This is a genomic window from Actinoallomurus acaciae (assembly GCF_042429965.1).
Classification (GTDB): domain Bacteria; phylum Actinomycetota; class Actinomycetes; order Streptosporangiales; family Streptosporangiaceae; genus Actinoallomurus; species Actinoallomurus acaciae.
Genome location: NZ_JBHLZP010000919.1, coordinates 1 through 1,881, shown reverse-complemented (window position 1 = coordinate 1,881; position 1,881 = coordinate 1). Strand labels below are relative to the sequence as shown.

Below are 1,881 nucleotides of genomic sequence, written 5' to 3'. Positions count from 1 at the left end.
CGCGGCCACGCCGCGGCCGCCGGCGATGCCGCCGGCCGCCAGCACGGGCACCGGCGCCGCCAGATCCACCACGACCGGCACGAACGGCAGAGTGGACCGCCCGTGCCGGGCTCCGTGCCCGCCGCTCTCGGTGCCCTGGGCCACGATGACGTCGGCGCCCAGGTCCACGGCCCGCCGGGCCTCCTCCAGGTCGGTGACCTGGATGACCAGCACCGCTCCCGCGCGCCGGATGGGCTCCACGAACGGGCCCGGGTCGCCGAAGGACAGCATGACCGCTCGCGGGCCGTGCTCCAGCGCCAGCTCGATCGCCCCGGTGTCGGTCGCCCAGGTCTGGAACCCGACACCCCACGGTGCATCCGTGCCCTCGGCGACGATCGGAAGCTCGCGTTCCAGCCAGGCTCGATCTCCCTTCCCCGCGCCGAGCATCCCGAGACCGCCGCCGCGAGAGACCGCCGCCGTCAGCGCGCCGCCGGCCGACCCTCCCATCGGTGCCAGCGCGATCGGATGCCGCACCCCGAACAACTTCGTGAACGCCGTGGACAACGTCATGACCCCATCATCCGCCCCGGGCGCGACGATTCAGATGAGGGCTGGATCTCTACCCGGCCGGGCGCCCGTCCGTTGAGGTGGAGCCGTGAGCCGAGCCTTCCCCTTCGCCGGTGTCCTGCACGCCATCTGGAACGCCGTGGCCAAGGCGGCGCCCGACGGTACGCCGGTTTCGCCCTCATCGGCGCGGCCCAGGGCGCGGCCGGGCTGTTCATGGTGCTCGCGGCCGGGACGCCGGCGTGTGCCTCCTGGCCCTGGATCGCCGCCTCGGTCGCGCTGCACGTCGTCTACACGGCTCTGCTCGCCCGCTCGTACGAACTGGGCGACTTCAACCAGGTCTATCCGCTCGCCCGTGGCGTTCGTCGCCGCCACCGCGCTCGGTGAGCGCCTCACCGGATTCCAGCTCAGCCGGGGTCGCGGCGGTCTCGGCGCCCTGGCGTTCGCGGGCGGGGTGTCGCGGCGGCAGGCCGACGCCATCGGCGCCGCGCTCCTCACCGGCGTCTCGATCGCCGGGTACATCGACGGCGTCGGCGTACGGCACCCGGGCACGGCCCTCGGCTACAGCGGCTGGCTCTTCTTGTGCATGGGCCGCCGGTCATCGCCTGGGTGCACCTGGCGCGCGGCGCGGCCGTATGGCGCGGCGTCGCCGCCCAGTGGAGGTTCGGCCTGCCCGGCGGTCTGATCTCCGTGCTCGGCTACGGCATCGTCGGGTGGGCGCGGACGCGCGGGGCGCCGGCCGCCGTCGCGGCCCTGCGAGAGACCGGAGTGATCATCGGTGCCGTCATCGGAGCGGTCTTCTTCCGCGAGCGGATGGGACTGCCGAGGTTCGCCGCCGCCGGCGTGGTCGTCGTCGGCGTCGCGCTCATCAACGTGCACCGACCTGCGCGCCGCTCCGACGCCGCACGAACCGTGAGGTCCAGCCGGACGAACGGTTCCGACCCCGATCCGCCCCGCCGCCGTCGTGTTCACCGGAGACGCCCGCGGACCGGCACGAGGCCGGGAACGCCTCACACCGGTCCTCGGGCCCGGTCACGACCGTACGTCGCCGGTCGTGACCATCGCGTCCGCCCGGCCGTCGATCACCCGGTTGTAGACCGCCTCCGTCTCGGCCGCGATCCGGCTCCAGGAGTACCGCTCGCGCGCCCGTACGGCGGCCGCGGCGGCCAGGGACGGGCCCAGGCGGGGATCGGTCAGCAGCCGCCGCAGCCGCCCGGCCAGCGCGCTCGGCACCAGCGGCGGAACGTACAGGCCGGTCACCCCGTCGACGACCGTGTCCAGGTGACCGCCGACGGAGGAGACGACCACCGGCACCCCGCACGCCATGGCCTCGAGCGC

General features: G+C 74.7%; 4 protein-coding genes. 2 read left to right on the top strand and 2 right to left on the bottom strand.

What is annotated here, in order from left to right; all coding sequences use genetic code 11:
* Nucleotides 1–549: nitronate monooxygenase (locus tag ACFFNX_RS48905; RefSeq protein WP_378213307.1), on the bottom strand; the 549-nt coding region annotated here is incomplete at its 3' end.
* Nucleotides 550–621: 72 nt separating this feature from the next.
* Between ACFFNX_RS48905 and ACFFNX_RS48900 the strand changes: the two genes are divergently transcribed.
* A complete protein-coding gene (locus ACFFNX_RS48900; protein WP_378213306.1) occupies nucleotides 622–930 on the top strand; it encodes a hypothetical protein in 309 nt (102 codons plus the stop codon).
* Complete coding sequence (locus tag ACFFNX_RS48895; RefSeq protein WP_378213305.1) at nucleotides 899–1,228, top strand: hypothetical protein; 330 nt, start codon at nucleotides 899–901, stop codon at nucleotides 1,226–1,228. Before ACFFNX_RS48900 ends, ACFFNX_RS48895 begins: the two co-directional genes overlap by 32 nt.
* Nucleotides 1,229–1,575: 347 nt before the next feature.
* Here ACFFNX_RS48895 and ACFFNX_RS48890 read toward each other — a convergent pair.
* Nucleotides 1,576–1,881: glycosyltransferase (locus ACFFNX_RS48890; protein WP_378213303.1), on the bottom strand; the 306-nt coding region annotated here is incomplete at its 5' end.